The following is a 22,808-nucleotide window of genomic DNA, read 5'->3' on the forward strand; positions in this document are numbered from 1 at the left end:
ATGACCAGCACGGGCTATGCGCAGTAGATGACCATTTCTTGGAGGCCCATAAGGCGCGCTTATGCCTTGGCCGACGCGGAGATCAACGCGTCCACGGTCGCGCGCATGATCGGCAGCTGGATGAGGTCCGGCCAGGTGTAGAGCGAGGTGAGCCGTTGCGCCGCCGACTCCACCTCGACCGCGGTCAGACCGGGGTGCTGCAGGAACGACAGCAGCAGCCTGGGTACCAGCGCGACGCCCAGACCAGCGGTGACGAGGCTCTGGATGGCCAGGTTGTCGTCGGTCGAGCAGGTGATGTCCGGGACGAACCCAGCGGCCGCACACGCCTGGTGCAGCGCGCGTTGGCAGCGCACACAACCGGCGATCCAGCGTTCCTCCGCCGCCTCGGCCAGCGACACCCGCTCGCGGCCGGCGAGCCGATGACCGGCGGGCACGAGCAACGCCAGCGGCTCCCGCAGCAACGGCACGCTCAGCATGCCGTTCACGGTGGCCTCGTCCTGCGGTTCGTCGAGGTAGCTGAAGCTCAGCACCAGGTCGACCTCACCGCGCCGGAGCAGCGCGAACGAGTCCGGCGGCTCCTCCTCGACCAGCTCGAGCCGCAGCTGAGGCCGTTCCTCGGCCAGGATCGCCGCCGCCGCGGGCACGAGTGACACGTTGGCGCTCGGGAACGCGCAGATCCGGATCGTGCCGATGTCGTGCGTGGCTATCGCGCTGACCTGCTGGTGGGTCGTCGCCAGCCGGTCCAGCAGGTCCGACCCGCGTTCCGCCAGGATCCGGCCGGCCTCGGTGAGGTGCAGTCCCCGGCCCGTCCGCACGAACAGCGGCCCGCCCACCTGCCGCTCCAGCGCGCGCATCTGCTGGCTCACGGCGGGCTGGGAGCAGTGCAGCAGCCGCGCGGCGGCGCTGAACGAGCCGGTCTTCGCTACCGTCGCGAAGACCTCGAGCTGGCGGGTGTCGAACACCCTCGCACTGTAGGGGTCATTTCCCGGTGACGAGCGAGTCGAGCGTCGCGCCGTTGTGCTCACCGCAGTGCCGCCGGGAGGCGTCGAGCGTCGTCGGCTTGTCCGCCTCGGCGGGCGTGCCGACCTGCCCGAAGAGCCGTCTGAGCAGCTCGACCTGTTCGTCGACGCCCGCACGGAGGAAGTCGCCGCAGCTGGACTTGACGGTGAGCCTGCCGTCCGACGGCATCAGGTCCACCGGCCCGAGGACGAACAGGAACGCGATGATGATCGCGAGCCCGAACCCGATGACCGCGCCGCTGGCCGAGCTCTTGCGCGGGGCCAGCCAGTTCTGGGCTTGCTCGACGAACGGCTCGGCGGGGGAGAGGTCGGTGTCGATCCAGAACTCGAGGCTGTCGCCGCCGGTCACGTCGAACTGGACGTGCCCGGCGGCGAGCATGATGCGCACGATCTGCTTGCGGTCGTACGAACCCGACCAGAACGGCTCCGGCCGCACGAGCACCAGCCGGTCGGGCAGCAGGAACACGACGTCGCGTTCGCCCCTGGCCAGGCGCTCGGTCTGGCCGGGGCCGACGATCGTGCCTGCCAGCCGGGCCATCACGAGGGCGTGTTCGTGCTCGTCGAGGGCCTCGGCGGCCGCCGACCACAGATCGGGTTCCACGTCACTGCTATCGCTGCAGGCAGGGACGTTAGTTAGCCGTGGCCGCCGAGGTTCGTCCGAATGCCGTTCTAGAAGGTCAGCTTCCAGGAGTCGACGTAGCCGACGTCCTGCGCCGCGACGTCCCTGACCTGCAGCTTCCAGGTCCCGTTCGCGACCTCGCTCGACGCGTTGACCGTGTAGGTCGCGACGAGGTTGTCGGCGGAATCACCGTTGGAGCCCTTGAGCCTGTACGCCGTGCCGTCCGGGGCGACCAGGTCGACGACCAGGTCACCTCGGTAGGTGTGCACGATGTTGACGTCGACCTTCAGCGTGGCCGGGGCGTTGCCGGTGATGCCGGAGACCGTGACGGGGCTGGTCACGGCCGCGCCGTTGTCCGGGATCTGCACGTCGGCGGTGTTCTCGAACTCCTTGCCGCCGGGCGGGGTGCCGCCGACCGCCGCCAGCGCGTCCACGCGGCCCTCACCGAAGAAGTTGTTCTTCGCCGTGGTGCCGCTGCACCGGCTGTCGGTGCAGTTCAGGTCGTCCGCCTGGGTTGCGAGCAGCGTGCGCAGCTGGGCCGGGGTGGCGGTGGGGTTGGTCGACTTGAGCAGCGCGGCGACGCCCGCGACGTGCGGGGAGGCCATCGACGTGCCGGACAGGTTGCCGTACTTGCCGCCGGGCAGGGTCGAGTAGACGTCGCTGCCGGGCGCCGCGATGTGGATCTTGTCGGTGCCGTAGTTGGAGAACGACGACTTGACGTTGGCCGAGGTGATCGACGCGACGCTGACTACGCCGGAGACCTCGGTCGGCACGCTCAGGCACGCGTTGGTGATGGTGCGCTGCACGGCGGTGGAGTCGTTGGGGCTGGTCGAGTCGCTGGTCTTGCTCGCGAGGTTGTAGTTCGAGTTGCCCGCCGCCGCGACGTTGAGCACGCCCTTGCCCTCGGCGTAGGCCACCGCGCGCTTCACGCCTTCGAGGATCGCGTCCTGGTCGGCGTTGTCCGGGCAGTTGAACAGCCACGGGTCGGTGTAGTAGCTGTTGTTGGTCACCTCGAAGCCGCGGTCACCGGAGAAGACCATGGCGCAGATGGTGTTCTCCGGGAAGAAGAAGTCCTTCGCCCCCTCGGAGACGCGCACCGAGGCGATCTTCACGCCAGGAGCGACGCCGACCATACCCAGGTTGTTCTTGGCCGCCGCGATCGTGCCGGCCACGTGCGTGCCGTGGGAGCTGATGGGGGTGGTGGCGGTGTTGGCACGCCATGAACCAGTACGGGTGTCGAGCTTGCCGTAGGCGCAGGAGGCGGAGTTGGCCGCGTCGAAGTTCGGCTTGAGGTCGGCGTGCAGGTCGTCGACTCCCGTGTCGAGCACACCGACCGTGACGCTGGACGACCCCGTGTTGATCGCCCACGCCTTGTCGGCACCGATCTGGGTCATGTCCGTGCGCAACGGCTCACCGGCCGCCGGAGTGCTCTGCGTCGGCGCGGCGGGAATCGGCGGATTCGCCGCCTCGGCCGGGATGTCGCTCGTGCGCGTGGCACCGACCTTCTGCACACCGCTGATGGCGCGCATCTTGGTGGCGAAGTCAGCGGCACCCGAGTGCGCGACGATGACGCCGATGGCGTCGTAGCTCGTCCACACGGTGCCACCGTTGCTGCCCACAGCCGTCGCGGCACCGGCCGTGGCACCGGGCGCTGTGATGACCAGGTAAGCACGCGTACCCGCGGCGGGTGCGGCAGCGGCAGGGGTAGCTGCCGCCAGCACACCGGCGCCCACGGCCGCGGCGATGACCGCGGCGCGCAGACGAGATCGTGAACCCAGGAACACGGATTCCTCCAACTCCTAAGCGGGCGATGCCCGCGCACTTCGCGCGGGTGCAGGGGCCCGTCAGAGTCCTTAGAGGAGGTTGAAGGGCGTTCGGGACGCGGCATTTCGAAGATGCCCCGTTCGGCTCACTACGAACGTCGCACGTCAGGCGTGTGTCGTCGAGGACGCGCCCGGCCGGGTCCGTCCTCACCCGCCGATCGTGGTGAGGCTGGTGGGCAGGCGTTCGAAGCCGCGCAGGATGCGGGTCGGACGGCGGCGTGCGCCGGGAAGGGGTGCCAGGTCCGGGAAGCGCTCGAAGATGGTGCGCAGCCCGATCTCGCCCTCCATGCGCGCGAGCTGGGCGCCGAGGCAGTAGTGGCGGCCGGCGCCGAACGACACGTGGTCGCGCGCGTTGGCGCGGCTGACGTCGAACGCCGACGGGTCCTCGAACACGGACGGGTCGCGGTTGGCTCCGGCGAGCACGGTGGTGACGAGCTGGCCTCGGCGCACGGGGACGCCGGCGACCGTTGTGTCGCGGGCGCACATGCGGCCGGTCAGCAGGACCGGCGGGTCGTGGCGCAGCACCTCGTCGACGGCGTTGGCCCACGACGAAGGTTGCGCGCGAAGGGCTTCCAGTTGCGCGGGATGCCTGGTGAGCAACGAGATGCCGTTGCCGAGGAGGTTGACGGTGGTCTCGAAGCCGGCGGCCAGCACCAGGCCCGCGGTGGCCTTCAGCTCGCGTTCGGACAGACCCACGCCGTCCTCGCGAGCCGTGATCAGGCGGCTCAGCAGGTTGTCGCCCGGGTTGGCGCGCAGGGCGTCGAGGTGACGGGAGAGCCAGGCGTCGAACGAGCTGAGCGTCGTCTCGACGGTGCGGAACACGCGCCAGGACAGGCCGAGGTCGAGGCTGGGCGCGGCGGCCGCGCCGAGGGCCAGGACGGTCGCGCGTTCCTGTGGTGGCACGCCGAGGATCTCGCTGATCACGGTGACCGGCAGCAGGCCGCAGTAGGTCTCGATCAGGTCGACCGGGCTGGTGGGGTCGAGACCGTCGAGCAGGTCGTCGGCGATCTGCTGGGTGCGGACACGAAGTTGTTCGACGGCGCGGGCGGTGAAGACGCGGGTGACGAGCTTGCGGTAGCGGGTGTGCGCCGGGGGCTCGACGGCCAGCAGCGACGGTGGCTGGACCGGGTGCATGACCTCGGTGGCGGACCACGCGGCGAGCTTGCCGAGGATGCCGGCGCCGAAGCGCGGGCGGGCCGTCACGAACGCGTCGTCGGACAGGACCGCCTTGACGACCTCGTGCCGCGTGGTGGTGTGGCCGATCTTCGTGGCGGCGAGCGGGCCTCGGGCGCGGATCTCGTCGAACAGGCCCGTCAGGTCGGCGCCGGTGGAGGCCTCGACGGTGATGCGGCCCTGCAGGTCGCCGCGGCGGGCGGCCAGGCGCAGGACGGCACGCGGCAGCGCGTGGCCGATGCTCCAGCGCACCGCCGGTTTGACGTGCTCCTCAGCCAGGCTCGTCACGGTTCGCAGCGTGCCCAGTAGGCCGCTGTGAGTCAAGGTCTCGCCCATCCGGCCGAACGGGGAGTCCACTTGGGATCACCGAGTAGCCTGCCGCGCCATGGAGATCCGGGCGCTGCTCGACCGCATGGACCACGACGGCTGGAGGAGCGAGGTCGAGGACTTCGCGCGCGAGCAGGGGATCTCGACGTTCGGCGGGCTGGTGGACGTGATCACCACGTCGGACGACAGCCAGGTCGTGAGCCGGGGATACCGGGTGTTCTCCCTGGCGAAGGCGGACGACGAGGTCTACCTCGGCCTGCTGCGGCACCCGCACCACGGCATCCGCCGGGCGGCGGCGAGCATGTTCCGCGGCGAGATTGCGCTCCGGCACGCCACCGCGCTCCTGCCCCTTCTCGCCGACGAGGACCATTACGCGCAGCGGGAAGCGCTGTGGGCGTTCGGGACCATGGGCGCGGATGTGCTGCCGTTGTTGCAGGAAACGCGCCGCACGGCCAAAGGCGCGCTGCGCAGGGGCGCACTGATCGGCATCGCCGAGGTCGCCGGCCCGGACGCGTTCCTGCCGCAGGACCGCAGGGTGGTCGACCGGTTCATCGGCTACAAGCTCCAGGACGACGTGGACAGCGTCGACGAGATGCACCTCTGCGGCGGCTGGTACGCGATCAGGACCGACGACCAGGCGGCCGTTCTCGGCGTCTGCGGCCTGCGGGACCCGGTGCCGGTGACGAAGGTGCTGGGCGCCCAGGCCTGGAACAACGACCACCACGCGTGGGAGAAGGACGGCGAGCACGTCCGATGCGCCAGGGTCTACGTCACGGGCGCGTGGGACGGCTGGACGCTGGTGTTCGGCGAGCCGTTCGAGCACGGAACCCGTCCGGTGACCGAGATCTGCGCGGTGCTGAGCGCCGTCTTCGGCGAGGCGCACCACTACGGCGAGAGCTGTGGCGACGGCTGGACGGTGTGGTGCGTCGCACGGCAGGGCGAGATCGTCCGCTACTACGACGCGTTCAAGGAAGAGGAGCAGATCGGCGAACTGGACGTCGAGGACGGCTGGTGCCTGCCGCACGACACCAGCGACGAGAACGACGACCTCGAGGACATCTGGGCGACCGACGTGGCCGAGGAGCTGTCGGTCAACCCGCGCTACTTCGAAGGTGACGTCGAGGGCCACGGCGTGCTCGCGCTGACCCGGTGCGGCCGCACCTACGGCTCTCCCAAGGGCTATCTGCAGATCGTCCTCTGACGTCAGGCCTGGACGACGGGTACCTCCAGTGCGCGCACCGTCTCGTTGTCCGCGTCCGTGATCACACCGGCGACCTCGGCGAACGGCAGCACGGAGAACCTTGACGCCGTGCCGATCTTCTCCGAGCTGGCCAGCACGTAGGTGTCCGCCGCCTGGTGGGCGAGCGCGCGTTTCATCGCGGCCTCATCTGCGTCACCGGTCGTGAGGCCCGCTTCCGGATGCACGCCTGTGACGCCGAGGAAGAAGAGGTCCGCGTGCACGTTCCGTGCGGCTTCCACAGCAGCGGCGCCGCACGCGACCATCGAGTGCTTGAAGAGCCGCCCTCCGATGACGTAGACCTCCACGTCCCGGTGCTCCTCCAACGCGCTCGCGATCGTCGGACTGTGCGTGACGACCGTGGCGTGCAGATCGAGCGGTAGAGCGCGCACGACGGCAAGGGTGGTCGTGCCGCCGTCGAGAATCACGGTGCTGCCCGGTTCGATCAACGCTGCCACAGCCCGTGCAACTCGTTGCTTGCCATCGACCTGCACGCCCTGACGCGTTGCGTAGTCAGCGATAGCGGGGGAGACGGGCAGTGCGCCGCCGTACACGCGTTGGCAGAGGCCGGCCGCCGCGAGATCACGCAGGTCGCGGCGGATGGTGTCCTCGGAGATGCCGACTTCGGCGGCGAGGTCCTTGGCGACGATCCGGCCGTCGGTGCGCAGTCGTTCGAGCAGCAGGTCACGACGCTGGGCAGCCAACATGCACGTTTCTCCTTGTTTTTGCCGAGTGTTGCACATTATGGTCGGATGCATGCTGATTCTGATCGCCGGGCCCTACCGCTCCGGCACCGGGGACGACCCCGAGTTGATGGCGCGCAACCTCGAACGGCTGGAGGAGGCCGCGTGGCCGTTGTTCCGCAGCGGGCACGTCCCGATGATCGGCGAGTGGGTGGCGCTGCCCGTGCTGCGCGGCGCCGGCGGCAGCTCGCCGACCGACCTGATCGCGTCGGAGATCATGTACCCGACCGCGGAACGCCTGCTGCGGCACTGCGAGGCGGTGCTGCGACTGCCCGGTGAGTCGACCGGCGCGGACGAGGACGTGCGGATCGCACGAGAGCGCGGACTGCCGGTCTACCACCGGGTCGAGGACGTCCCCGGCTACCGCGCCGCCTAGGACCTGGCCATGCCGCTAGCCGCGTGCGGCCAGCACGAACTCGCGCATCCGGCCGTGATCCTTCACGCCGCGGCTCGACTCGATGCCGCTGGACACGTCCACGCCCCACGGCCGCGCGACGCTGATAGCCCCGGCGACCGTCTCCGGTGACAACCCGCCCGCCAGCACCCACTTGCCGGTGGGCGGGTTCCCGGCGAGCCGCGTGATGTCCCACTGCTCGCCCGACCCCGCGACGGGGGAGTCGATCAGCAGCAGTTCCTCGCCGAACGCTCCGGTGCGCACGTCGGTCTCCGGCCCGAGCGCTGTGGCCCTCACCAGTCCGAACGGCAACTCGGCCAGTTCGTCGAACGCTTCCTTCGGGTAGTCGCCGTGCAGCTGCAACGCGCGCACGCCCGTCTTCAGCGCCATCTCGCCCGCCTCGGCGGCCGGGATCCCGCGCACCACGGCGACCGTGAGGACGTCCGCCGGCACCTCGGCGACGAGCCGCGCCGCCAGGTCGACGTCGATCTGGCGCGGGCTGGTCGTGAGCACGAACCCGACGGCGTCGGCCCCCGTCCCGACCGCGACGGTGACATCGGACTCGGTGCGCAGACCGCACAGCTTCACGAACACACCACCGATCCTACCGATGTGGCCACGAACGCACTGTCGCGCAGCTAACAGTCACAAGCCGATGCGCTGCCCGGTCCTACTTAATGGAAGAGACGGGCAACGGAGGCCGTGATGACTGAACATCAGCTAGCCACATCGGTTTTGGTGATCGGCAGCGGTGGCGCGGGACTGCGCGCCGCCATCGAACTCGCGGAGAGAGGCGTCGACGTCCTGGTCGTCGGCAAGCGCCCCAAGGCCGACGCGCACACCGCGCTCGCCGCCGGCGGCATCAACGCGGCGCTGGCCACGATGGACCCGTCCGACACGTGGCAGCAGCACGCGGCGGACACCATCAAGGAGAGCTACCTCCTCGCCAACCCGGAGATCGTGCGGGTCGTGGCCGAGCAGGCGCCGCGCGGCATCGAGGACCTCGAACGCTATGGCATGCCGTTCGCGCGGGAGGCCGACGGGCGCATCTCGCAGCGGTTCTTCGGCGCGCACACGTTCCGCCGCACGTCGTTCGCCGGCGACTACACCGGGCTGGAGATCCAGCGCACGCTCGTGAACCGGGCCACGCAGCTCGGCATCCCGATCCACGACACCTGCTACATCACGCGGATCCTGGTGCAGGACAACGTGGTGTTCGGCGCGTACGGGTTCGACCTGAACACCGGTACGCGGTACGTCTTCCACGCGGACGTCGTGATCCTCGCGGCCGGCGGGCACACCCGCATCTGGCGCCGCACGTCGAGCCGCCGCGATGAGAACACCGGCGACTCGTTCCGCCTGGCCGTGCTCGCGGGCGGCAGGATCCGCGACCCCGAGCTCGTGCAGTTCCACCCGTCCGGCCTGCTCGAACCGGAGAACGCGGCGGGCACCCTGGTCTCGGAGGCGGCCCGCGGTGAGGGCGGCGTCCTGACGAACGCCTCCGGCGAGCGGTTCATGGCCCGCTACGACCCGGAGCGGATGGAACTGTCCACACGCGACAGGGTGGCGCTCGCCGCGTACACGGAGATCAAGGAGGGCCGCGGCACCCCGAACGGCGGCGTGTGGCTGGACGTGTCGCACCTGCCGCGCGAGCAGATCATGCAACGGCTGCCCAGGGTGTACCAGACGCTGCTCGAACTGCAGATGAAGGACATCACCCGCGAGGCCGTCGAGATCGCGCCTACCGCGCACTACTCGATGGGCGGCGTGTGGGTGTCGCCTGAGGACCACTCGACGGGCGTGGCGGGCCTGTACGCGATCGGCGAGGCGTCCAGCGGCCTGCACGGCGCGAACCGGCTCGGCGGCAACTCGCTCATCGAACTGCTCGTCTACGGCCGGATCGTCGGCGAGGCGGCGGCCGAGTACTCCACTTCACTGGACGCGCAACGGCGTTCGCGCGCCGCGCTCGACGAGGCTCGGTCCGAAGTGGACGATCTGCTCGCCGCCGACGGCCCGGAGAACGTCCGTGCCCTGCAACGCGCGCTGCGCAACACCATGACCGAGCACGCGGGCGTCGTCCGCGACGAAGCCGGTCTGCGCAAGGGCCTCGCCGAGCTGGACGAGCTGGAGAACCGCATCCGCGACGTCGGCGTGCACCCCGACCTCGCCGGCTTCCAGGACCTCGCCCACGCCTTCGACCTCAAGGCCTCGGCGCTCTCCGCCCGCGCGACCCTGGAGTGCGCGCTCGAACGCCGCGAGACCCGCGGCTGCCACAACCGGTCCGACCACCCGGACCTCGATCCCGCGCAGCAGGTGAACCTCGTCTGGGCGGGCCCCGGCCAGGTCGTCCGGGAGGAGATCCCTCCGGTTCCGGACGAGATCGCGTCGCTGATGCGCGAGGTCGACACGGCCGGCAAGCTGGTCGAGTGACCACCGAGGGGCGGGGAGCAGTTCAGCCTTCCCCGCCCCTCGTGCTCGTCACGGCAGCCGCAACGCCGTGGTGAACAGGAAGGCGCTGTCCTCCAACGCCTCGACCCGGTGGCGGCGCTCCGGCATCGTCAGCAGGTCGCCGGGCGACGCCTCCCACGAGTCCGGCCCGGCCACCAGCCGGACGTGGCCGAGCAGCACCTGCACGGTCACCTCGCCGGGGTGCTCGTGCTCGTGCAGGTGCTCGCCCGCGCGCAACGCCATCACCGTCTGCCGCAACGCCGCCTCGTGTCCACCGTGGACGGTGGCGGCGCTGCGCCCGCTCGAAGCGTCGCGGGCGATGCCGAGATGATTGCGCGCCAACGCGTTCAGCGACGCCTTCACGGCCGGGGCGCCCTGAGGTGCTTGCGCGCCTCCAGCTCGTCCGGCTCCACGACGGTCAGCATCGGCTGGCCGGGCGCGCAGAACATCGTGACGACGAAAGCGGACTCCTCGTCCGTCAGGTGGTTGCCGTCCTGGTAGTGGATGACGTCGCCGCCCGGCTCCCAGAACGTCCCGCCCGCGCGGACGACCCGCTCCGGCTCGCCCTCCAGTTCGAAGACGATGGCGCCCTTCACGACGTAGCCGTACGCGGGCCCGGAATGCCGGTGTGGCGGCGCTCCTGGGCTTGACGGCGGCAGCGTCACCAGGATCGTCATGGCCTCGGCGCCGTCCGGGATCTGCGGCGCTCCCGGCACGGTGCCGATGACCTCGATCTTCGGCGGCGGGCCGCTCTTGTCGGGGTTGTCGAGCTGATGGGTGTGTTCGCGGCTCATGTCAGAACAGACCACACAGCCCACTGTTTTGTGACAACGTCGGAATTCCCCGTCGAGAGGAAGATCGTTGTCCGAGGAGGACTGGCCGGAGTCGGTCGCCGGCTGGGAGCTGTCCCGCCACGGCCACGAGGAGAACTACCGCAAGCGCATGGCCAACGGCATGACGGTCTTCGCGACGTGGGACGCGCAGCGGCGTGGTCGAGGCGCGGGTCGACCCCACCGGCATCGGCCGCACGATCGCGAGCAGCCGCAAGGAGTTCCGCGACAAGGACGCGTTCTTCACCGCCGCCCGGCTCGTCGTCGACATGGCCGCGAACCTGCCGTCGCTGCGGATGTGCCGGCAGAGTCCCGCCGACCCCCTGCCCGCGGGCGAGGTGGCCGGTCACGCCGAGGCGATCCCCGGTGCGGGCGACGTTCCCGAGGTCGAGCTGACCTTCACGCTGACCGACGGGCGCTCGATCACGCTGATCATGACCGAGGAGCAGACGGACGGCCTGATCTCCAGCATCCACTCGATCAGCAAGCACGTCTGGTCGGAGCACCACGCGGAGGAAGACCCCGAGGACGAGGAGGAGCCCTCGGAGGAGGTCGAGGTGCCGGACGTCAGCGAGGTCGACGCGGGCCCGAACACCGGCCACGAGTTGATGGTGGTGCTGGAGGAGAAGTTCGGCGTCTCCCAGGACCACCTGCTGGCCTGCGTGGACTGGTCGGCGGTGGTCGTCGTCGGTGAACCCGCGGTGACCACGTTGCTGGAGCGCTCGGACGAACTGGCCGACGCCATCGCGCCGGGGTGGTTCCCCGGCGCGCTCGAACGGCCCGGTGAGGTCTGGGTGGTCCTGCACCGGGCGTTCGCGTCCTGATCGTCAGGAGCGTCTCAGCAGCGCTTGGTCCGCACGACGCCCCGGCTCGACTCCACGATCACGAAGCTGAGCCGGTCGGGGTCCGCGGAACCGAGCGTGACGCGCACCTCGGCGTTGATGTTGATGTTGCGCTTCTCGCCGCACGGCACCCACTGGATCTCGGCCGCGTCCGGGCGGTAGCGGTTCTGCCAGTCGCCGCTGAACGGCCCGGTGAACGTCCGGGTCACCGTCGCGGTGGGCGAGGTGCCCTGCAGGTAGGTGCTGATCCGGCTCAGCCCGGTCGCGCCGTCCTGCAGGTGCGCGTAGCCCTCGTAGGTGGTCCGCGCCAGGCCGTAGGTGTAGCCCTGCGGCGCGTTCACCCGCAGGTTGACCTGGCAGTTCTTGCGCTGGTCGAGCGGGGACGAGCCGCTGCCCGCCCGCGCCAGGAAGGTGTGGTAACCGATCGTGAAGGTTCTGTCGTCCGTCTGGACGTCGGCGTCGCCGGCCGGGCAGCCCGAACCGTTGACGGTGACGACTTCGAGGAACGGCGCCGGCTGCTCGGCCGGTGCCAGAGCGGACAGGGCGACGAGTGCTGCCGCTGCCGTGGTGAGCATGGGAAACCTCTCCGAGGAGTCGTGGCGGCGGCTGCCTCAGACGGTAGCGGCGATGCGCCTGACGGTTCCCTGACGATTCACGGCTTGAAGGGCAGCAGTTCCTCCTCGACGCCGGTCCTGACCACCACGCACGTCGACTCCGGCACCTCCTGCCACGCCCCGACCAGGTCGCCCAGCGGCTCGGACACGATCAGCCGCGAGTCGTCGGTGAGGTGGTGCAGCGCGGGGTTGTCCGGGTACTGGCGGCGCAGCGTCGACACGTCGGTGCTGTGGAACAACGACCGCGACTTGCCCCGGCTCGAGTACCGGAACGCCCAGGTCGTCGAGCCGTCCGTGACCGCGACCGTCATCTGGACCGGGTACTCCACGCCCGCCCGCCGGCCGACGTCCTCGACGAACTCGACCATGCGCGCCATCCCGGCCGGCGGGTCCTGCTCCAGCCCGAAGCTGACGGCCAGGTAGAACATGATCTCCGAGTCCGTCGACCCCTCGATCAGCGGGAACAGCACGGGGTCGATCGCCAGCATCAGCTCGCGCCGCACCAGCGGGAACTTCGCGATCAGCCCGTTGTGCATCCACAACCAGCTGCCGTGCCGGAACGGGTGGCAGTTCGACCGCTGCACCGCCCCGCCCGTGGAGGCCCGCACGTGCGCGAACACCCGGTCGACGGTGATCTGCGCGGACAGTTCCCGCAGGTTGCGGTCGTTCCACGCCGGCTCGGTGCTCAGGAAGAGGCCGGGCGTGCTCGTGCTGCCGTACCAGCCGATGCCGAACCCGTCACCGTTCACGGCCGTCGCGCCCAGCCGGGCGTGCTTCGACTGCATGACGAGCGAGTTCTCGGGCGTGTAGAGCAGTTCCTCCAGCAAGACCGGCGAACCGGAATACGCGAGCCACCTGCACATGTCGAACCTCCTGAACACCCAGCGCTACATGGGAACACGTAGCAGACCGGAATGGGAGGTTTGCGGCGACGCGCCCCCTCGGGCAGCATGGCGGGGGTGACGGTCCCTCCCGGCTTACGGCCCCCGCCCTACGAACAGCCGCGCGGGAACTTCGAGACGATCGAGGTGTACGCGCCCGTCGCGCAGGTGCCGGTCCCGGCCGAGCCCGCCCCGGAACCCGAGGAACGCTCCGACCTCGCCGTCATCGGCCCGATCGCCGCGCTCGTGCTCGCCCTGACGATCAGCACCCTGATCCTCGAACACCCGGCCGCCCGCGCCGTCGCCGCCGGTCTCGCCACCATCGGCCTGATCGTGGCCGTCGCGCTCATGCTGATGGGCAAGAAGCCGAAGCCCGGCCGGCACGTGGCCCGGCACGCCATCGACCCCGAGGCGACCGAGCGGATCGCTCCTCCCGGCTGGGCCGCGACCGACCGGCGCCGCTGACCGGCGCCGATCGGTCCTCGCAGCTCACTTCAGGGTCGCGAGACCGGCCTTCGCGTACTTCTCGTCCAGGTCGCCGCTGGGCGCGCCGCCGACGCCGATGCCCGCGACGGACGTGCCGTCGACCGCCACCGGCACGCCGCCACCCAGGAACAACGTGCCGGGGATGTCCCGCAGCGTCGCGCCCTGGCCCGTGACGCGGCCGGCGAGTTCCGAGGTCGGGGCGTTGAACGACACCGCGGTGAACGCCTTGCGGCGTGCCGACTCCTCCGTCTGCGGGCCCGCGCCGTCGCCGGCGAGCAGCACCACGACGTCGCCGCTGCGGTCCACGACGGCGACCGTGACGCGCTGGTTCTCCTTCTCGGCGGCGTCGAGGGTGGCCTGGGCGGCCCTGATCGCCGCGTCGATGGTCAGCACCTTCTCCGTGCGGGTGGTGGTGCGCTGGTCGGCTGCCGCGTAGCCGCCGCCGATGCTCAGCACGACGAGGGTGGCGACTGCGATCTTCTTGAGGTCCATGGCCACCACGGTGCTCTGGTCCGGGCGGCTTTCCCTGGTGGTGACGGTTGAACTTCGGTTCAACCCATCGGTTGACCCGAGGCGGTGCGCCTCTCGCCTACAGTCGCCGACGTGTGGCTGCACAGGGCGATGCACGCGGGCTTCTACGTGCTGCTGACGGCGTCGGCGGCGCGGTACGTCGCGTACCACGGCGCCGATCTCCTCGTGCTCGGCCTCGCTCTCGCGCTGGGGCTCGTCTACCCCGCGAGCGTGCGGTGGACGCGGGCACTGCCGCTCGTGCTCGCCGTGTGGCTGGTGCTGGTGTGGCTGGCGCCGAGCTTCGGCTGGTGCGCGATCCCGCTGTTCTTCCAGTGCCTGCGCCAGCTCAGGCCACGCGTGGCGCTGCCGATCGCGGCCGTGCTGACCGCGGCCGTCGTGCTGGCCCAGATCAGGCTGGCGGCGACGTTCGACTGGTCGCTGGTGCTCGGCCCCGTCGGCGTCGCGGTGCTGACGGCGGCGGTGTTCTTCGACCGCGCCCGGCTGCTGCACGAGGCAGGGGTGCTGGAGGAACGCCAGCGCCTCGCGCGCGAGATCCACGACACCCTGGCTCAGGGCTTCTCCAGCATCAACCTGCTGCTGTCGCTCGGGGAGACGGACAAGGCCGCCGAGGTCGCGCGGGAGAACCTGGGCGAGGCGCGGCGGTTCGTCCGCGACCTGTCGCCGATCCACGGCACGCTCGTCGACGCGCTGCATCGGCTCTGCCCGCACGTGGAGGTGGACGGCGATCCGTACGCGCTGAGCGTGCAGACGGAGGTGGCGTTGCTGCGGGTCGCACAGGGCGCGGTCGCGAACGTCGCCGAGCACGCGGCAGCCAGCCGGGTGGCGATCACCCTGTCGTACCTGGGAGACGCGGTGACGCTGGACATCGTGGACGACGGCCGCGGCTTCGACCCGGCGGAGGTGAAGGCGGCGGACGGCCGCGGCTACGGGCTGGCGTCCATCCGCGGGCGCATCACCGAGCTGGGTGGCACGGTGTCCGTGGAGAGCGCGCCAGGAGAGGGGACCGCGGTGGCCGTGACGGTGCCGACGCCATGAGGGTGCTGGTGGTGGACGACCACCCGGTGGTCCGGTTCGGACTCGTCGGCTTGCTGTCGCGCGACTTCGAGGTGGTCGAGGCCGCAACTGGTGAGGAGTCGGTGGCCAGGGCGTCCACTGTGGACGTCGTGCTGATGGATCTCCAGCTGGGCAAGGGCATCGACGGCGTGGAGGCCACCCGCAGGATCCGCGCGCTGGAGAAGCCGCCGCAGGTCGTGGTGCTGACGACCTACGACTCGGACGCCGACATCGTGCGCGCGGTCGAGGCGGGCGCGATCGGCTACCTGCTCAAGGACTGCGCTCCGGAGGATTTGGCCGAGGCCGTGCGCACGGCGTCGACGGGCCAGACCGTGCTCTCGCCGGACATCGCGCAACGGCTGCTGCGCCAGGTGCGCGGCCCCGCGCCGAAGCTCAGCAAGCGCGAGGTGCAGATCCTGGAGCACCTCGCCCGCGGCCTGTCGAACCGGGAGATCGCGAAGGAGCTGTTCATCAGCGAGGCCACCGTGAAGACGCACCTGGTGCGGATCTTCGTGAAGCTCGGCGTGGAGACCAGGACGGCGGCCGTGACGACCGCCGTCGAACGCAAGCTGATCCGGCTCTAGCCGATGTCCGGAGGCGTTGTCCTCGTGAGCCGCTGATCCGGCCGGCTGCCGGACATGGCGAGCATCCCGCGCAACACCTGCAGCAGCTTGCGCAGCCCGCTCGGCTTCTTCCGGTCGATCCCGCTGATCACCTGCTTCAGCACGCTCAGCTGGTCGAAGTAGATCCGCTCGGTGACGAGGTTCTCGTTCTCGTCGAAGATGAAGTACGCGTTCATCCGGGTGCGGTGCTTGCCACCGGTCGCGGGGATCTTGCCCAACGGCCCGAGGTGCGTGCCGATCAGCCAGAACTCCACGATCACGGCGTCGACGCTGTGCCGGAACGAGATCAGCTCGTGGTGCTGGTCGGGGAACGCCACGCGCGTGTCGGTGTAGTACTGCCGGACGGCGCTGTCGCCGTCGTGGACGACCATCTGGGCGATGATCTCGTAGTGCGGGTGCGGGAACGTCGAGAGCGTGGCGTCCCAGTCGTGCGCCACCTCGTCGCGGAAGTGGTCGAGCACGAGCTTTTCGCGGGCCCGCAGGACTTCCTCGGCCGGCAGGACGAAACGGGATGACATCGGCACTCCTCAGTGGACGATCTGGCCGTGGCTGAACGTGGGGGTGGTGCCGGGGTTCGTCCAGGCGCCGGTGAGCTCGCTGGACGGGAAGAACTGCAGGAACCGCGGGTCGGCCTGGCTGCGGTCGGCGAGCGTCTTCTCCAGGATGATCGAGTTGTACTGGTCGGCGGTGGTCTCGACGGTGTTCGCGTTGAGCACGACCTCCTGCTGCCACCGTCGTGTCCACGACGCGAGGCCGGGCAGCTTCGAGTGCTCGGGCGTCAGCGCCTCGGCGGCGATCACGTTCTCGCTGCTCACCCAGATGCCGGTCGAGGTGTTGACCACGAGACTTTGGTTGCCGAACACGTGCCCCGGCGTCTTGATCACCGCGACGCCGGGGCCCAGCACGACCGAGCCGTCGATCGGCAGGAACGCCTCCTCCGGCAGGTCGCGGTAGGTCGCGGGCTGGTACCACGGCTTCTGCAACGGGTGCAGTTCGCTCAGGGCCGCCAGTTCGTCGCGTTGCACGATCACCTTGGCGTTCGGGAAGTACGGCGTCGCGCCGATCCAGCGCCGCAGGTCCTGGGTGTGCAGGTGGTCGAACATCAGGTAGTCGACGTCCTCGGGCGCGATGCCGAGCCGTTCGAGGTGGCCGGGCACGGTGCCGTGCACCTTGACCATGCGCCGTTCGACCACGTCCGGCGTCCGCCCGGACAGGTCCTCGAAGTACGGCGTGTACCGCCCGTACTCGTGGTCGCTCGGCTCGAACAGCAGGATGCGCTCGCGGCCGTCGTCGTGCCAGCGGATCACCAGCATCCGGTTCGTGATCGACAGGAACGGCGCGATCGCCCTTGAGGCCCTGAACAGGCCGAACCGCGTCGGGTAAGGCAGCGTCACCAGGTCGCGCGTGACGATGCTGTCCGGGGTGCCGGTCGTGGCGAACTCCCGCCGGAACGCCTCGCCCCGTTCGCGGGCGACGCGCAGCCGTGCGCCGGGCCCGCCCTCGACGTCCATGCCCTCGAGCGTGTCGATCCTGGTGAAGCTCATCATCCCCTCCAATACCCACACTGTGGGTTATTTCGGAGGTTAAACCCACACCGTGGACATCCGCAAGGCACAATGACCGCGTGACTGAACCGCGCCGAGGCCGTCCGCGCACGCCGCTGCTGTCCCGCGACTCGATCGTCGCGGCGACGCTGCAGGTCATCGATGCGGAAGGCGTGGCGGGCGTGGGCATGCGGTCGGTCGCGCGGGCGCTCGGGGTCGACGCCAAGAGCCTCTACAACCACGTGGACGGCAAGGACGGGCTGCTCGACGCCGTGGCCGAGCACTTGCTGGGCGGCCTGGTCCTGCCGGAGCCCACCGGTGACGCGCACCGCGACCTGCGCGCGATCGCACAGGCGTTCCGGGCCCGCGCGCTGGCCCATCCGGGAGCCGCGCCGCTCGTGCTCACCCGCCAGCTGTCCTCGCTGGAGGGCCTCGCTCCGGTGGACGCGGTGCTGGAGGTCCTGCTCGCCGCGGGCGCCGGCGCCGAGGAGGCCGTGCACCTGCTGCGGATGCTGCTCGCCACGCTGATCGGCACGTTGCTGCGCGAGGTGTCGGCGGCGCCGACGTTCGGCGGCGACGACGGCGAACGTCGTGAAGCACTCCAGGCCTCGGGGTTGCCCGCGGTGGTGCGGACGGCACCGCACCTCGCGGCGTTCGACCGCGACGCCGAGTTCGAGTACACAGTGGACCTCGCGGTCACGGCCGTGCTCGATCGGATCGGAGGTCAGCGGTCGGGGCCGAGGTCCTCGTAGAGGCCCTGCACCCGCCGCCCGGTCGGCTCGCCGCCGGACGTCTCCACCAGGGCCCAGCCGGGCTCGCCGGGACCGGGGTCGTCGAGCAGGTGGAGAGCGGCGAACAGCGACTCGAAGGCGACCACGCGGCCGAACGCCCGCAGGTCCTCGGGAACCGCTCCCTGCGACAACAGCCGCTCCTTCGCGGCCTCACCGACCTGGTGGGTCTGGCCGTTCGGCGGGCCGTGCTGGTCGACGATCTCCCACATGCCGCGAAGGAACCGCTGCCGCGCGAGTGCCGGGGTGGTGTCGCGAGGATCCATGCCGGACAGCATGCCGGTTGATCTTCGCGCTGCGCGCTGGTCCGAACGGCGGCAGACTCCTCCGCGTGAACTGTCGACGGTGGCCCGTGGTCGCGGTGGCGGGGTTCGTCTTCGCGGCGGTCGTGTACGTCCTCGCGGTGCTGACGAAGGCCGGTCAGACGATCGAGAACGCGGCCCTGCGCGGCGCCGACCAGGACGACGTCTCCGAGTCGGACGCCGCCTGGGCGGCGCTCGGCCAGATCACCGTCTACTCGCTGGCCGCGGCGGTGGTGGCGGTCGCCCTGGTCGGCGTGCTCAGGAAGCGCTGGGACCTCACGGTCGCGGCGGTCGGCGTGATCGTCGCGGGCCAGGTCGTCGTGCAGGCGCTCAAGCGGTTCGTCCTGCCGCGTCCGGCACTCGTCGAGGTCACCGGCGACTACGCGCACAACAGCCTCCCCAGTGGACACACGACGATCGCGATGACGGTGCTGTTCGCGGCGATCATCGTGGTGCCGTGGAAGTGGCGTGGCGTCATGCTCTTCTTCGTGCTGCCGTGGGCCACCGCGATCGGTCAGTACACGCTGACCGCGAAGTGGCATCGCCTCAGCGACACCCTCGCCGCCGACGGCATCGCGCTCGCCGTCGGGGCCCTCGCCGCGTGGTGGTTGCAGCGCAAGGGTTCTCTGCGGCCCTACACCGGACCTCGCCGGGTCGGGCGGGTGGTCCTGGTGGTGTTCTGGTCGGTCATCGCCGCCACGACACTGGCCCTGGGCGGGATCCTGTGGGGATTCTCGCTGGCCGGCGAGGGTCTGAACGCCGACGAGTGGGTGATCTACCTGGGGGCGGGCGCGTTCGCGTCGGCCGGGTCGCTGCTCGCCGCGCTCACGTACCTCGCCTGCTGGCGCCGGATCGAGTGACAACCAGTTGATCTCCTGCGCGTCCTGTCTGGTGGAGAGGTTTCCGGAGAAGGGGACAGGACGTTGAGTTTCAACCGACGTGCCGTGCTGACATTGGGCGCCGGGGCGGCGCTGGCCGTGGCCGTGCCCGCCGCGGCGCAGGCCTCGACGGTCACCGGCAGGCTGCGTGACCTGGAGAAGCTGCACAACGCGCGCCTGGGCGTGTTCGCCACGGACACCGGCACCGGTCGCACGGTGCTGCACCGCGCGGACGAGCTCTTCCCGATGTGCTCGACCTTCAAGACGATCGCGGCGGCGGCGATCCTGCGCAAGGACCGCGACGGGACGCTGCTCGGCAAGGTGATCACCTACACGCAGTCCGATGTGGACAAGTCCGGCTACGGCCCGATCACCGGCAAGCCCGAGAACCTCGCGAACGGGATGACCATCTCGGCCCTGTGCGAGGCGACCATCACCTACAGCGACAACTGCGCGGCGAACCTGCTGCTCAAGGAGCTCGGCGGCCCCACGGCGATCAGTCGCTTCAGCCGTTCGATCGGTGACCCGGTCACGCGCCTCGACCGCTGGGAGCCGGAGCTGAACTCGGCGGAACCGGGCCGCATCACCGACACGACGTCACCGCGCGCCATCGGCCAGAGCTACGCGCGCCTGACACTGGGCCACGCCCTCAACTCGAACGACTCCGACCAGCTCGCGAAGTGGTTGCTGGCCAACACGACCGGCGGCAACCGCATCCGCGCCGGGCTGCCGTCGGCGTGGCGCTGGGGCGACAAGACCGGCACCGGCAGCTACGGCACGACCAACGACGTCGGTATCGCGTTCCCGGCCGGCCGCGCGCCGATCGTGATCGCCGTCCTGTCGACCAGGAAGGACGAGCCGACCGGCGCCGCCGACGAACCGCTGCTCGCCAAGACGGCGGAGCTCGTGGCGGCGACGTTCAGCTGACCGGCGCCTACAGCTCGCTGAACGGCCTGGAACAGGTGTTCCAGGCCGTTCTGATTTCGTCGAACGACGAGGGCTGATCGTCGAATCGCTGGTCGAACGCGCATTCACCCGCTACGGTCGCAATGCGAATCTCGTTCACGTTCCAAAGGCGGCGGCGATGCGGCGAGCGGTTCTCCTGGTGGTCCTGTTCCTCTTCGCCCTGGTGGTCACACCCGTGCAGGCGGAGTCGTTCGACGGCTCCGAGCTCCGGGTGTCCGGCGGGGTCTTCCGCGACGAACACGGTCGCGAGGTGGTGTTGCGCGGCTTCAACGTCTCCGGCACGGCGAAGCTCGCCGAGTACCGCGGGCTTCCGTTCGCGAACACGGCGGACGCACGCAGGTCGGCGCAGGCCATGAAGCAGCTGACCGGCGCGAACGCCGTGCGGTTCCTGCTGACGTGGGCGTGGATCGAACCGCAGCGCGGCCAGATCGACCACGCCTACCTCGGCGGCGTGACGGCGCAGCTCCGCGCCTTCACCGACCTCGGCATCCGCGTCTACCTCGACTTCCACCAGGACCTCTACTCGCGTCACCTGTTCAACAAGGACAGCTGGTACACCGGCGACGGCGCACCGGCGTGGGCGGCGAGCGGGTACCCCAAGGAGTCGTGCGGCCTCTGCTTCCACTGGGGCCAGAACATGAAGAACAACAACGCCGTCACCGCGGCCACCTACGACTTCTGGCACAACCGCAACGGTGTGCAGGACTCGTTCGTCAACGCGGCCGGCGAAGCACTGAAGCACGTCAAGGAAGCGTTGCCCGCCAACGAGTTCAAGCTCGTCGTCGGCGTCGACCCGTTGAACGAGCCGTACGCCGGCAAGTACGACGCCGGCCAGACCTCGCAGACGTGGGAGCGCGACCTGCTGATGCCGTTCTACCACCGGTTCCGCGCGGAGATGGACGAGGCGGGCTGGGCCGCGAAGCCCGCGTTCGTGGAACCGCTGGTGTTCTGGAACCAGAACGTGGACTTCTTCGCCGAACCCGGCGGCCTCGCGCTCGTGCCCACCCTCGGCGAACGGTTCGTGTTCAACGCGCACTTCTACGACGGCAAGGCGCAGTCGGGAGTCCTCATGCCGGGCAAGGCTGCGGACGGCGAGTACACCCCGGCGTTCGGCACGATCCGCGACCGTGCGAGGGCGCTCGGCACCACCGCGATCGTCTCCGAGTTCGGCCACCCCGTCTCGGGCTTCACCTCCGACAAGACGCCGTCCGTGCTCAAGGCGATCTACCAGGGCCTCGACTCGACGGCGCCGGGCGCGCGCTGGTGGTCGGCGCCGCGCGGCAGCGTGATCTCGGGCAGCCAGTGGCACTGGGACACCAACTACGGCCGCCACCGCGAGCTGATGAACGACAACCCCGACAAGGTCAAGACCGACGGCGACGCCATGAACGACGAGCACTTCTCGGCGGTCAAGCTCGACGCGGCCGGCAACGCGGTGCTCACCGTCGACCGGGCGATCGTCGACCGCGTCTACCCGCGGGCCGTCGCGGGCACCACGCTCGCCTTCACCTACGAGGACCGCGCGTACCAGACCTGGCAGCAGATCCCGCTGCCCGCCGTCCGCGCGCTCGTCGGCTCCGCGCCGTTCGCCGTGCTCGTCTGGGACTCGAACGGAGGCTCCGCGCCGACCGAGCTCCACCTCCCCGAGTCGTTGCGCTCGCCGTTGGTGGTCAGCTCGGCGTCCTCGACGGTCGAGGGCGGCAAGCTGCTGCTCCGAAGCGGCCAGGGAAGGCAGTTCGCGCTGGTCACAGCCCCGTCGGCAGGAAACGTCGCGGCGGCGGAGGCCGAGATTCGACAGTGGTACGTAAGCTGGTGAAGTGCGAACTAGGCCCACTCTGAGCTGGTCGAACCCGGGCCCGGCGCTGCCGCGCACCACCACCCTCACCGACGTCGTGCCGATCGTCGCGGAGGGTGGGGTGCTGGTGCTCAGCGGCGCGGGCCTCTCCACCGAGTCCGGCATCCCCGACTACCGCGGCGAGGGCGGGTCCCTGCGCAAGCACACCCCGATGACCCACGAGGAGTTCACCACCAGCCAGGCGGGCCGGCAGCGCTACTGGGCGCGCAGCCACGTCGGCTGGCGCACCATCGCCCGCGCGCACCCGAACGCGGGCCACCACGCCGTCACCCGCCTGAGCCCCAAGCTCGCCGGCGTCATCACCCAGAACGTCGACGGCCTGCACCAGGCCGCGGGCTCGCCGGACGTCGTGGAACTGCACGGCGGCCTCGACCGCGTGATCTGCCTGGACTGCAAGCGGCTGTCCCCGCGCATCGACCTCGACCGCCGCCTGCGCGAGGCGAACCCGGACTTCCACGCGACGACCGACGAGATCAACCCGGACGGCGACGTCTTCCTGCCCGAGGAGACCGTGAAGGACTTCGTGGTCGTCCCGTGCGCGGAGTGCGGCGGCGTCCTCAAGCCGGACGTCGTGTTCTTCGGCGAGAACGTGCCTCGTCCCCGCGTCGAACAGTGCTACTCGCTCGTCGACAGCGCGCGGTCCCTGCTCGTCCTCGGTTCCTCGCTGACCGTCATGTCCGGGCTGAGGTTCGTGCGGCGGGCCGCCACCGCCGGAATCCCGGTCGTGATCATCAACCGGGGCGAGACGCGGGGTGATCCACACGCGTCGCTGAGGGTCGATCTGCCGCTCGGGAAATCGCTCACGGAGCTGGCTGAAGTCGTTGTGGGGTGA

The 22,808-nt window shown here is 70.2% G+C and carries 26 protein-coding genes; 12 read left to right on the forward strand and 14 right to left on the reverse strand.

What is annotated here, in order from left to right; translation table 11 throughout:
• Window positions 1-59: 59 nt before the first annotated feature.
• From SK571_RS04740 to SK571_RS04755, 4 genes are all read right to left on the reverse strand, one after another.
• Window positions 60-962 carry a LysR family transcriptional regulator gene (locus tag SK571_RS04740; protein WP_319982792.1) on the reverse strand — a complete coding sequence of 301 codons (903 nt, stop codon included), beginning with the start codon at window positions 960-962 and terminating at the stop codon, window positions 60-62.
• A 16-nt stretch (window positions 963-978) separates the two neighbouring features.
• Window positions 979-1,620: a hypothetical protein gene (locus SK571_RS04745; RefSeq protein ID WP_319982793.1), complete on the reverse strand. Its 642-nt coding sequence runs from the start codon at window positions 1,618-1,620 to the stop codon at window positions 979-981.
• Between the two features lie 68 nt (window positions 1,621-1,688).
• On the reverse strand, window positions 1,689-3,422 hold the full coding sequence (locus tag SK571_RS04750; RefSeq protein ID WP_319982794.1) for a S8 family peptidase: 1,734 nt from the start codon (window positions 3,420-3,422) through the stop codon (window positions 1,689-1,691).
• A gap of 186 nt (window positions 3,423-3,608) precedes the next feature.
• Window positions 3,609-4,970 (reverse strand): cytochrome P450, encoded by a 1,362-nt coding sequence (locus SK571_RS04755; RefSeq protein WP_406601950.1) that lies wholly within the window; start codon window positions 4,968-4,970, stop codon window positions 3,609-3,611.
• 49 nt (window positions 4,971-5,019) lie between these two features.
• On the opposite strand from SK571_RS04755, the gene SK571_RS04760 reads away from it, so the two are divergent.
• A complete protein-coding gene (locus SK571_RS04760; RefSeq protein ID WP_319982796.1) occupies window positions 5,020-6,162 on the forward strand; it encodes a HEAT repeat domain-containing protein in 1,143 nt (380 codons plus the stop codon).
• A 2-nt stretch (window positions 6,163-6,164) separates the two neighbouring features.
• Here the strand turns inward: SK571_RS04760 and SK571_RS04765 are convergent, their stop codons facing one another.
• Window positions 6,165-6,905: a DeoR/GlpR family DNA-binding transcription regulator gene (locus SK571_RS04765; protein ID WP_319982797.1), complete on the reverse strand. Its 741-nt coding sequence runs from the start codon at window positions 6,903-6,905 to the stop codon at window positions 6,165-6,167.
• A 49-nt stretch (window positions 6,906-6,954) separates the two neighbouring features.
• Between SK571_RS04765 and SK571_RS04770 the strand changes: the two genes are divergently transcribed.
• On the forward strand, window positions 6,955-7,317 hold the full coding sequence (locus SK571_RS04770; protein WP_319982798.1) for a DUF4406 domain-containing protein: 363 nt from the start codon (window positions 6,955-6,957) through the stop codon (window positions 7,315-7,317).
• A 15-nt stretch (window positions 7,318-7,332) separates the two neighbouring features.
• Here the strand turns inward: SK571_RS04770 and SK571_RS04775 are convergent, their stop codons facing one another.
• Window positions 7,333-7,929, reverse strand: a complete 597-nt coding sequence (locus tag SK571_RS04775) for a phosphoribosylanthranilate isomerase (protein ID WP_319982799.1) — start codon at window positions 7,927-7,929, stop codon at window positions 7,333-7,335.
• 111 nt (window positions 7,930-8,040) lie between these two features.
• Between SK571_RS04775 and SK571_RS04780 the strand changes: the two genes are divergently transcribed.
• Window positions 8,041-9,765: an L-aspartate oxidase gene (locus SK571_RS04780; RefSeq protein WP_319982800.1), complete on the forward strand. Its 1,725-nt coding sequence runs from the start codon at window positions 8,041-8,043 to the stop codon at window positions 9,763-9,765.
• 48 nt (window positions 9,766-9,813) lie between these two features.
• Here SK571_RS04780 and SK571_RS04785 read toward each other — a convergent pair whose 3' ends face one another.
• Window positions 9,814-10,146 carry a cupin domain-containing protein gene (locus SK571_RS04785; protein WP_319982801.1) on the reverse strand — a complete coding sequence of 111 codons (333 nt, stop codon included), beginning with the start codon at window positions 10,144-10,146 and terminating at the stop codon, window positions 9,814-9,816.
• On the reverse strand, window positions 10,143-10,577 hold the full coding sequence (locus SK571_RS04790) for a cupin domain-containing protein (RefSeq protein ID WP_319982802.1): 435 nt from the start codon (window positions 10,575-10,577) through the stop codon (window positions 10,143-10,145). Before SK571_RS04790 ends, SK571_RS04785 begins: the two co-directional genes overlap by 4 nt.
• A 194-nt stretch (window positions 10,578-10,771) precedes the next feature.
• Between SK571_RS04790 and SK571_RS04795 the strand changes: the two genes are divergently transcribed.
• Window positions 10,772-11,437, forward strand: coding sequence for a hypothetical protein (locus SK571_RS04795; RefSeq protein WP_319982803.1), 666 nt, complete (start codon window positions 10,772-10,774; stop codon window positions 11,435-11,437).
• Between the two features lie 14 nt (window positions 11,438-11,451).
• On the opposite strand, the gene SK571_RS04800 is transcribed toward SK571_RS04795, so the two are convergent.
• Both SK571_RS04800 and SK571_RS04805 read right to left on the reverse strand, forming a co-directional pair.
• Complete coding sequence (locus SK571_RS04800) at window positions 11,452-12,030, reverse strand: DUF4360 domain-containing protein (RefSeq protein WP_319982804.1); 579 nt, start codon at window positions 12,028-12,030, stop codon at window positions 11,452-11,454.
• Between the two features lie 77 nt (window positions 12,031-12,107).
• The gene (locus SK571_RS04805; RefSeq protein WP_319982805.1) at window positions 12,108-12,932 is read right to left on the reverse strand and encodes a class II glutamine amidotransferase; all 825 of its coding nucleotides are present in this window, start codon (window positions 12,930-12,932) and stop codon (window positions 12,108-12,110) included.
• Between the two features lie 96 nt (window positions 12,933-13,028).
• Here SK571_RS04805 and SK571_RS04810 point away from each other — a divergent pair, with 96 nt between their 5' ends.
• Window positions 13,029-13,415, forward strand: a complete 387-nt coding sequence (locus SK571_RS04810) for a hypothetical protein (protein WP_319982806.1) — start codon at window positions 13,029-13,031, stop codon at window positions 13,413-13,415.
• 24 nt (window positions 13,416-13,439) lie between these two features.
• Here the strand turns inward: SK571_RS04810 and SK571_RS04815 are convergent, their stop codons facing one another.
• Entirely contained in the window at window positions 13,440-13,928 is a 489-nt protein-coding gene (locus tag SK571_RS04815; RefSeq protein WP_319982807.1) for a GlcG/HbpS family heme-binding protein, read from the reverse strand.
• Between the two features lie 111 nt (window positions 13,929-14,039).
• On the opposite strand from SK571_RS04815, the gene SK571_RS04820 reads away from it, so the two are divergent.
• Together SK571_RS04820 and SK571_RS04825 are read left to right on the forward strand one after the other, a co-directional pair.
• Window positions 14,040-15,002 carry a sensor histidine kinase gene (locus tag SK571_RS04820; protein WP_319982808.1) on the forward strand — a complete coding sequence of 321 codons (963 nt, stop codon included), beginning with the start codon at window positions 14,040-14,042 and terminating at the stop codon, window positions 15,000-15,002.
• Entirely contained in the window at window positions 14,999-15,604 is a 606-nt protein-coding gene (locus SK571_RS04825; RefSeq protein WP_319982809.1) for a response regulator transcription factor, read from the forward strand. The genes SK571_RS04820 and SK571_RS04825 overlap by 4 nt, the downstream gene beginning before the upstream one ends.
• Here the strand turns inward: SK571_RS04825 and SK571_RS04830 are convergent.
• Window positions 15,601-16,161, reverse strand: a complete 561-nt coding sequence (locus SK571_RS04830; protein ID WP_319982810.1) for an ester cyclase — start codon at window positions 16,159-16,161, stop codon at window positions 15,601-15,603. The genes SK571_RS04825 and SK571_RS04830 overlap by 4 nt on opposite strands.
• A gap of 9 nt (window positions 16,162-16,170) precedes the next feature.
• Complete coding sequence (locus SK571_RS04835) at window positions 16,171-17,187, reverse strand: MBL fold metallo-hydrolase (protein ID WP_319982811.1); 1,017 nt, start codon at window positions 17,185-17,187, stop codon at window positions 16,171-16,173.
• An 80-nt stretch (window positions 17,188-17,267) separates the two neighbouring features.
• Between SK571_RS04835 and SK571_RS04840 the strand changes: the two genes are divergently transcribed.
• Window positions 17,268-17,939, forward strand: a complete 672-nt coding sequence (locus SK571_RS04840; RefSeq protein WP_319982812.1) for a TetR/AcrR family transcriptional regulator — start codon at window positions 17,268-17,270, stop codon at window positions 17,937-17,939.
• Here SK571_RS04840 and SK571_RS04845 read toward each other — a convergent pair.
• Window positions 17,912-18,241, reverse strand: a complete 330-nt coding sequence (locus SK571_RS04845) for a hypothetical protein (protein ID WP_319982813.1) — start codon at window positions 18,239-18,241, stop codon at window positions 17,912-17,914. The genes SK571_RS04840 and SK571_RS04845 overlap by 28 nt on opposite strands.
• 65 nt (window positions 18,242-18,306) lie before the next feature.
• Here SK571_RS04845 and SK571_RS04850 point away from each other — a divergent pair, with 65 nt between their 5' ends.
• The 4 genes from SK571_RS04850 to SK571_RS04865 all read left to right on the forward strand — a co-directional run bounded on the left by SK571_RS04850 (window position 18,307) and on the right by SK571_RS04865 (window position 22,808).
• Window positions 18,307-19,137 carry a phosphatase PAP2 family protein gene (locus SK571_RS04850; RefSeq protein WP_319982814.1) on the forward strand — a complete coding sequence of 277 codons (831 nt, stop codon included), beginning with the start codon at window positions 18,307-18,309 and terminating at the stop codon, window positions 19,135-19,137.
• A gap of 63 nt (window positions 19,138-19,200) precedes the next feature.
• Complete coding sequence (gene bla, locus SK571_RS04855) at window positions 19,201-20,082, forward strand: class A beta-lactamase (RefSeq protein ID WP_319982815.1); 882 nt, start codon at window positions 19,201-19,203, stop codon at window positions 20,080-20,082.
• A gap of 157 nt (window positions 20,083-20,239) precedes the next feature.
• Entirely contained in the window at window positions 20,240-21,937 is a 1,698-nt protein-coding gene (locus SK571_RS04860) for a cellulase family glycosylhydrolase (protein WP_319982816.1), read from the forward strand.
• Window position 21,938: 1 nt separating this feature from the next.
• Window positions 21,939-22,808, forward strand: coding sequence for an NAD-dependent protein deacetylase (locus SK571_RS04865; RefSeq protein WP_319982817.1), 870 nt, complete (start codon window positions 21,939-21,941; stop codon window positions 22,806-22,808).

Source organism: Lentzea kristufekii, from assembly GCF_033949925.1.
Classification (GTDB): Bacteria; Actinomycetota; Actinomycetes; order Mycobacteriales; family Pseudonocardiaceae; genus Lentzea; species Lentzea kristufekii.

Excerpts from the sequence above, each read along its gene's own strand:
- SK571_RS04755 (WP_406601950.1), bottom strand. The coding sequence starts at position 4,970 with ATGGGCGAGACCTTGACTCACAGCGGCCTACTGGGCACGCTGCGAACC.
- SK571_RS04760 (WP_319982796.1), top strand. The coding sequence starts at position 5,020 with ATGGAGATCCGGGCGCTGCTCGACCGCATGGACCACGACGGCTGGAGG.
- SK571_RS04765 (WP_319982797.1), bottom strand. The coding sequence starts at position 6,905 with ATGTTGGCTGCCCAGCGTCGTGACCTGCTGCTCGAACGACTGCGCACC.
- SK571_RS04770 (WP_319982798.1), top strand. The coding sequence starts at position 6,955 with ATGCTGATTCTGATCGCCGGGCCCTACCGCTCCGGCACCGGGGACGAC.
- SK571_RS04780 (WP_319982800.1), top strand. The coding sequence starts at position 8,041 with ATGACTGAACATCAGCTAGCCACATCGGTTTTGGTGATCGGCAGCGGT.
- SK571_RS04790 (WP_319982802.1), bottom strand. The coding sequence starts at position 10,577 with ATGAGCCGCGAACACACCCATCAGCTCGACAACCCCGACAAGAGCGGC.
- SK571_RS04800 (WP_319982804.1), bottom strand. The coding sequence starts at position 12,030 with ATGCTCACCACGGCAGCGGCAGCACTCGTCGCCCTGTCCGCTCTGGCA.
- SK571_RS04805 (WP_319982805.1), bottom strand. The coding sequence starts at position 12,932 with ATGTGCAGGTGGCTCGCGTATTCCGGTTCGCCGGTCTTGCTGGAGGAA.
- SK571_RS04815 (WP_319982807.1), bottom strand. The coding sequence starts at position 13,928 with ATGGACCTCAAGAAGATCGCAGTCGCCACCCTCGTCGTGCTGAGCATC.
- SK571_RS04825 (WP_319982809.1), top strand. The coding sequence starts at position 14,999 with ATGAGGGTGCTGGTGGTGGACGACCACCCGGTGGTCCGGTTCGGACTC.
- SK571_RS04830 (WP_319982810.1), bottom strand. The coding sequence starts at position 16,161 with ATGTCATCCCGTTTCGTCCTGCCGGCCGAGGAAGTCCTGCGGGCCCGC.
- SK571_RS04835 (WP_319982811.1), bottom strand. The coding sequence starts at position 17,187 with ATGAGCTTCACCAGGATCGACACGCTCGAGGGCATGGACGTCGAGGGC.
- SK571_RS04845 (WP_319982813.1), bottom strand. The coding sequence starts at position 18,241 with ATGGATCCTCGCGACACCACCCCGGCACTCGCGCGGCAGCGGTTCCTT.
- SK571_RS04860 (WP_319982816.1), top strand. The coding sequence starts at position 20,240 with ATGCGGCGAGCGGTTCTCCTGGTGGTCCTGTTCCTCTTCGCCCTGGTG.